The sequence below is a fragment of the Butyrivibrio sp. WCD2001 genome, assembly GCF_000424485.1.
GTDB lineage: Bacteria > Bacillota > Clostridia > Lachnospirales > Lachnospiraceae > Butyrivibrio.
Window position 1 is genome coordinate 113,046 of sequence record NZ_AUJZ01000010.1, and the last position, 7,671, is coordinate 120,716.

A 7,671-nucleotide genomic window follows, 5' to 3' on the forward strand; every position below is an offset into this window, starting at 1 on the left:
CAGCATAGAGGGTGTTTTATATGTTATATTGAATAGGTGATGTTTTTCGATAGGAGACATATATGGACTTACTGAAAAAATTTATCCCATATTACAAACCATATATCGGAGTATTTTTGCTGGATTTAGTGGCGGCATCGATTCTGTCGCTGATTGATCTTGTCTTTCCGCAGCTGCTGAGGGTTCTTCGGCAGACGCTTTTTCTTGAGGCTCCTGAAAAGATAGTTGCAGGAGTGATAAAGCTGGCTGTAGTACTGCTTATCATGTACATCGTGAGATTTCTGTGTAAGCACTATGTAACTTATCAGGGACACATGATGGGAGCCCGCATGGAATCGGGGATGAGAAGTGATCTCTTCGAGCAGTTCGAGAGATTCTCATTTTCCTACTATGATAAGAACAACACAGGCGAGATGATGAGTAAGCTTGTATCGGATCTTTTTGATATATCGGAGCTTGCCCACCATGGGCCTGAAAATATCTTTATATCTACAGTTAAGCTTTTGGGCTCGTTTACTATTCTTATGACAATGAACGTGCCGATGACGATGATTCTCGTTGCAATCGTAGCGTGTATGGCGATTTTTTCATATGTGCAGAACGGAATTATGCGAAGGACTTTTTTTGATAACAGGAAAAAGATTGCCGGCATAAATTCTTCTCTCCAGGACACCCTCGGCGGAATTCGCGTGGTGAAATCCTTCACCGGAGAAGACATAGAGAAAGCGAAATTTGAAAAGAGTAATGAGGCCTTTCTTGAATCAAAAAAAGCAAATTATAAGACGATGGCAATGTTCTTTGCGGGAAACAATTTCTTTGAAGGACTTATGTATATCGCGGTAATTGTTTTCGGCGGACTCTTCATTGCGAAGGGTACCTTGTCAGTAGAGGATCTGGCAGTCTATGCGCTGTATATAAACGTGTTCATAGGGCCGGTCATGATACTTATCGAGTTCACTGAGCAGCTTCAAAAGGGCGCTGCGGGATTCCAGAGATTTCGCGATGTAATGGATGTGGTACCGGAGATTGAGGATGCTCCCGATGCGGAAGTGCTGACAGATTGCAAGGGAGACGTGGATTATGAGGATGTATCCTTTGCCTACGATGATGACGAGGAGAGAGTTCTTGACCACATAGATCTTCATATTGATGCAGGAAAAAAGGTTGCCATAGTCGGTCCTTCCGGCGGAGGAAAATCCACCCTTTGCAGCCTGCTTCCGAGATTCTACGATGTTACCAAGGGCGCTGTGAAAATTGATGGCAAGGATGTAAGAAGCCTTACGCAGAAATCTTTGAGAGGTGTCATTGGTATCGTACAGCAAGAGGTGTATCTTTTTAACGGAACCATTCGTGAGAACATCGCCTACGGACGGGAGGGAGCCAGTTTTGATGATATAATGGATGCAGCGAAAAAGGCTGACCTTGATGAGTTCATATCCTCTCTTCCCAACGGATATGACACTATGGTTGGCGAGCGCGGAGCAAGACTTTCCGGAGGACAGAAACAGCGAATTGCTATTGCAAGAGTATTTCTTAAGAATCCTCCGATACTGATCCTTGATGAAGCTACCAGTGCTCTGGACAATGAATCCGAGCGCTATATACAGGAGAGTCTCGACAGACTCGCAGCGGGCAGAACCACAATCACAATTGCCCACAGACTTTCTACTATTAGAAATGCAGACGAGATTATCGTTCTGGATTCCGAAGGTATTCAGGAGAGGGGCAACCACAGACAGCTCCTTGAAAAGGATGGAATCTACGCAAAATATTTTTATATGCAGGTAGGGATTGCGTAAATAAGCCTTCTCCTAAGGAGAAGGTGGCACGAAGTGCCGGATGAGGTAATATACATGTCATTTGCACACTTACACGTACATACCGGATATTCCCTGTTGGATGGATCCAACAAGGTTGCCGATTATGTAAAAAGAATAAAAGAGCTCGGAATGACTGCGGGAGCCATAACGGATCACGGAGTCATGTACGGCGTTATAGAATTTTATAAGCTGGCTAAGCAAGAGGGAATCAAGCCAATAATCGGCTGCGAGGTATACGTTGCACCCGGTTCCCGTTTTGAGAAGGAGATGGGAGTTAATGAGAACAGATACTATCATCTGGTACTTCTTGCAGAGAATAATAAGGGATATGAGAATCTTTCCCACATTGTAAGTCGGGGATTTACTGAAGGATATTACTATAAGCCGAGAGTTGATCTTGAACTTTTAAGAGAGTTTCACGAGGGAATAATCTGCCTTTCCGCATGTCTTGCAGGTGAGGTTCCGAAGGCTATAACAAGAGGCGACCTCGAGGAAGCAAGGGCAGCAGCTCTTAGGTACGATGAGATATTCGGGCATGGCAATTTCTTCCTGGAGATGCAGGATCACGGAATTCCGGAGCAGCACACAGTGAATTCCGCTATTTTAACTCTGTCCAAAGAACTTGATATTCCCATGGTTGTGACAAATGACTGCCACTATACCAACGCGGAGGATGCTGAGGCTCATGATCTTCTGCTGTGCATCCAGACCGGTAAGAAGGTCACGGATGAGGACCGTATGCGCTACGAGGGCGGACAGTACTATGTGAAAAGCGAAGACGAAATGCGTCTTCTTTTCCCTTATGCACAGGAAGCAATTGAGAATACCCAGAAGATTGCGGACAGATGTAACGTGGAGATTGAGTTCGGCGTGACAAAACTCCCGCATTTTGATGTGCCTGAAGGATATAATTCCTGGACATATTTAAATAAGCTCTGCGATGACGGATTAAAAGAGAGATATCCGGACGATGACGGAACCATCAAGAAACAGCTTGACTATGAGCTTTCTGTAATCCAGAAGATGGGATATGTCGATTACTTCCTTATAGTATGGGATTACATCAACTTTTGCAGAGAGAGTGGGATAGCGGTAGGCCCCGGAAGAGGTTCGGCGGCGGGATCTGTAGTTTCTTACTGTATCCATATTACAAACATTGATCCTATTAAGTATGATCTGCTGTTTGAGCGTTTCCTTAATCCGGAACGTGTATCCATGCCCGATATAGACGTGGATTTCGAGTATGAGCGCAGGCAGGAGGTTATTGACTACGTCACAAGAAAATACGGCGCAGACAGAGTCATACAGATAATTACTTTCGGAACGCTTCAGGCCAAGGGTGTAATAAGGGATGTTGCCAGAGTGCTGGATCTTCCCTACAGCTTTGGCGATAACCTTGCTAAGATGATCCCGACCATTCCAAATGAAGCGATGGATTTGAAGAAGGCTCTTTCAATAAATCCCGAGCTTAAAAATATGTATGAAACGGATTCACAGGTACATCACCTGATTGATATGTGTATGAAACTGGAGGGATTGCCGAGGCATACTTCCATTCACGCCGCCGGAGTTGTAATCTGTCAGAGCCCCGCAGAGGATCTCATTCCTCTTTCAAGATCTGCGGAAGGAAATATAACAACCCAGTTTGATGCGCCTACGAGTGAGGAACTGGGACTTCTGAAGATGGACTTTTTGGGTCTTAGGACCCTCACCGTAATAAAGGATGCGGTCGCTTTTGCTAATGAATCGATAGGAGCAAAAGAGGGCGATCCTGATTTTATTGATATAGAGAAAATCGATTATGATGATCAGAATGCACTCGGAGCACTCGGACTTGGAAAAACCGAAGGCGTTTTCCAGCTTGAAAGTGCAGGAATGACATCGTTCATGAAGGAACTTAAACCACATTCCTTCGAGGATATTATTGCGGGTATTTCTCTTTACCGTCCGGGACCGATGGACTTTATACCTAAGTATATAGCCGGAAAAACGGACGTCCAGAATATCACGTATTCGACACCGCTCCTTGAGCCTATTTTGTCTCCGACCTACGGATGTATTGTGTATCAGGAGCAAGTTATGCAGATAGTTCAGCAGCTTGGTGGTTATACGCTCGGACGAGCTGATCTTGTACGCCGTGCCATGAGTAAAAAGAAGCAGCACGTCATGGAGGTTGAAAGGGAAAACTTTGTCCACGGCAATGCGGAAGAAAATGTTCCCGGCTGTGTATCCAAGGGAATTGGAGAGGATGTTGCAAATGAAATCTATGATTCAATGATGGATTTTGCAAAGTATGCGTTCAATAAATCCCATGCCGCCTGCTACGCAGTGGTTGCGCTTGAGACAGCATGGCTGAAATACTACTATCCGGTAGAGTTTATGGCTGCGCTTATGACTTCTGTTATAGATGTTCAGGCTAAGGTTTCCTATTATATTATGGCCTGCAGAAGTATGGGGATTGAGGTTCTGCCGCCTGATATAAACGAAGGCTATTCGGGATTCTCGGTTGCCAAAACATCGGATGATGATGAGAATAAGGATCCCAGACTTCGCGGAAAGGCAATAAGATATGCGCTTACCTCCATAAAGGGAGTGGGCCGTCCTGTTATCGAGTCTGTTGTCAGGGAGAGAGAAGCCGGAGGAAAGTTCAAAAGCATTAACGACTTCCTTACAAGGATGGAGCCTTACGGAGATATAAATAAGCGAGCTGTCGAAAACTTCATCAAGGCCGGTGCACTTGATAGCCTTGGCGGAACAAGAAAACAGATGATGTGTGTCTTCGGACCGCTTCTTGATCAGCTTCACAACAAGAGCAAGAACACCTTCGCAGGACAGATGTCGCTCTTCGACCTCGCACCTCAGGAGGTGAAGGAACAGTTTGAGATAAAACTGCCGGATGTAGGAGAATACCCCAAAGATATGCTTCTCGAATTTGAGAAGGAAGTCCTTGATGTCTATGTTTCCGGACACCCGCTTGAAGAGTACGAGGGATTTTGGAAAAAGCATATCACTGCAAAGACGACGGATTTCTATTTTGATGAGGAGACAGGCGAAACCGTTGTAAGGGATAACTCCACTGTAACCATCGGAGGAATTATTTCAGCCAAGACCACGAAGTACACTAAGAAGGATCAGCTTATGGCCTTTCTTACAATAGAAGATCTCGTGGGAAGTATAGAAGTAATCGTATTCCCCAAGACCTACGAGGGCAACCAGGGAAGGCTTAATGAAGATGCCAAGGTATTCATCCAGGGACGCGTCAGCGCTGAAGAAGAAAAGAATGCAAAACTCATTGCATCCAAAATTCAACTCTTTGATGAAGTGCCCCGCACCCTCTGGATTCAGTTTGCCAATAAGGAGGACTACGAGACCAAAGCAAAACTCCTCGAAGACACCCTCCTCTCCACCGTCAAAGGCCCCGGCGCCAAAGACCAGGTAGCAGTCTACCTCAAGGACACCAAACAAATAAAGAAACTGCCTACTTCACTCAAAGTAAAGGCAGACGAGGACACCCTCGCCATCCTCACCTCACAGTTCGGGTCCGATAACATAAGAGTTGTGTAAGGATATCATGATTATAGTAATTCAACCGTCGTGAAGGATACTCAGGATGCGATAAACGCAGCAAGAGAGAACAGGGATAATTTTAACAACAACAAGTAATTAATAAGAAAAGGAAGATTCGGATGGAATCTTCCTTTTTATGATTTGATGTTGATAAGTGGGTATCGTCTAATATATACCGGAATCACTTTTTGTTATTAACGAGATCCTTGAGTGCCTTACCGGCCTTGAACTTAGGAACGATTGAAGCAGGAATCTTGATCTCAGCACCTGTCTGAGGGTTCTTGCCTTTTCTTGTAGCTCTCTTTGATGTCTCAAATGTTCCAAAGCCCACAAGCTGAACTTTGTCCTTTTTCTTTAAGGTCTTTGAGATGGTGTCGGTGAGGGCTTTAAGAGCCTGGTCGTTAGCCTTCTTTGTCAGACCGTTTTCCTTTGTCATTGCTTCGATAAGTTCTGTTCTGTTCATAACCGTATCTCCCTCGTATATTAGTTTTATAAGTTAATAAGTTATATATTTACTCTTAGTTTTAAGAGCATATCTCTGTTAATTAGGAGGAATCCCTCCACCCTTAAGAGCATTTGTTCTACGCACCTTGAAAATAGATCAATCGGTTTGTTAATGCCCATGATATAATTGCCCACAGTGTCAATCAGGTATAAGTTCTGTTTTCTCCTGTTGGGTCTGTTTAGACCGCTTCAAGTAAAGTCTGTTCCCCTGAGCCGAAAGTTAGCTTCAAACCGCTGGCTGTTTGCTGGAGACTTAGGACTGCCTTCTAGCAGTGAGGTTCGCATCAGTCCATCACCAGCTGGATTCTTATACGCGAGGATGTTGATGCTTCGGTGTCGTGGGTATTACCAAACCGATTGACCACAAATATTGGACAAAGGAGGTGATATTGTATGAACCCACTTTACGTCGGTATTGATGTAAGTAGCACAAACAACGTGGTTTACTTTATGAAGCCCGATGGAACCAAAATCAAAAACTTCTCTGTTCCAAACTCGAAAGACGGTTCCAAAAAGCTTGTAAAGGATGTCCTGTCGGCACTTACTTCTTATAGCCTCACAGACGTCATCTTTGGGCTTGAAGCCACTTCAGTCTATGGTGACAATCTCGTCTGTTTTCTGAGAGAAGACGGCTCTCTTACGCCGTACAACCGCAAAATACATGTCCTCAATCCCAAGCAGGTTAGTAAGTTCAAAGAATCTTACAACGATCTGCCTAAGAACGATTACGTGGACTCCTTTATCATTGCGGACTGCCTGCGTTTTGGAAGAATCAACAAAGAGGTGTATCTGGATGACTATCGCCACAAAGCTCTCCAAAACCTCACACGCGCACGTTATGTCACTGTTCAAAACCTGACCAAGGAAAAGCAGCGTTTCATGAACGTGTTGTTCAAGAAGTATTCTTCTTTCACACAGGAGAAGGTGTTCTCCGATAAATTCGGAGCTACAGCCTTAGCTGTCTACGAAGAGTTTGACTCCGCAGACACACTTGCCTACATGGACTTACATGAACTGACGGAATTCCTTCAGAAGAAAGGAAAAAACCATTTTTCTGATCCGGAAGCCATCGCCAAAGCCATCCAAAAAGCTGCCCGATCATCCTATCGTTTGCCTAAAACGGTAAACGACTCTGTAAACCAAGTGCTTGCTATATCCATAAGCTCCATAAAAGCACTGGAGTCACAGATTAAGGAGTTTGATAAGGCCATTGCTAACCAAATGCAGTTGATTCCGAATACACTTACTTCGATCAAAGGAATCGGACCAGTATACTCTGCAGGAATAATCGCAGAAATTGGTGATATCAACCGCTTCCCGAGTCAGGAAAAGCTGGCAAAATATGCCGGACTTGCCTGGACTCAACATCAATCCGGTGGATTTGAGGCACAAAATACTCGTCTCATAAAAACCGGAAACCGTTTCTTAAAGTACTACCTGGGCGAAGCAGCCATGTCTCTTGTAAGATGCGATGCAGAGTACAGCCGCTTCTACCACCTCAAATATAATGAGGTGAATAAGTACCAGCATAAACGTGCACTTGCGTTAACTGCCCGTAAACTTGTGCGGTTAGTCTTTCGACTGCTGAAAGACAATCGTCTATACGTAGAAAGGTAACTCATCCCTGTAGATGAGGATTTTCCGTCTACGCCCGGCCATGTAATCCTCTTTTTTTACGCAGATCGGCGGGGCTTAGGTAGGTGTTTTTAACCTTTTGCGAATGACATAAAAATAATGCGAATTTTATTCATTCCTGGGTTGACATTTCACCGCTGGACTT

At 44.5% G+C, this 7,671-nt stretch carries 4 protein-coding genes; 3 read left to right on the forward strand and 1 reads right to left on the reverse strand.

Translation table 11 applies throughout. The annotated features are described in order from the left end of the window. Positions 1-62 precede the first annotated feature (62 nt). Entirely contained in the window at positions 63-1,799 is a 1,737-nt protein-coding gene (locus G630_RS0110745) for an ABC transporter ATP-binding protein (RefSeq protein ID WP_026498551.1), read from the forward strand. A 54-nt stretch (positions 1,800-1,853) separates the two neighbouring features. Continuing rightward, on the forward strand, positions 1,854-5,384 hold the full coding sequence (locus tag G630_RS0110750) for a DNA polymerase III subunit alpha (protein WP_026498552.1): 3,531 nt from the start codon (positions 1,854-1,856) through the stop codon (positions 5,382-5,384). 184 nt (positions 5,385-5,568) lie between these two features. Here the strand turns inward: G630_RS0110750 and G630_RS0110755 are convergent, their stop codons facing one another. Then, positions 5,569-5,850, reverse strand: coding sequence for an HU family DNA-binding protein (locus G630_RS0110755; RefSeq protein ID WP_026498553.1), 282 nt, complete (start codon positions 5,848-5,850; stop codon positions 5,569-5,571). A 434-nt stretch (positions 5,851-6,284) separates the two neighbouring features. On the opposite strand from G630_RS0110755, the gene G630_RS0110760 reads away from it, so the two are divergent. Next, on the forward strand, positions 6,285-7,508 hold the full coding sequence (locus tag G630_RS0110760; protein WP_026498554.1) for an IS110 family transposase: 1,224 nt from the start codon (positions 6,285-6,287) through the stop codon (positions 7,506-7,508). Positions 7,509-7,671 lie beyond the last annotated feature (163 nt).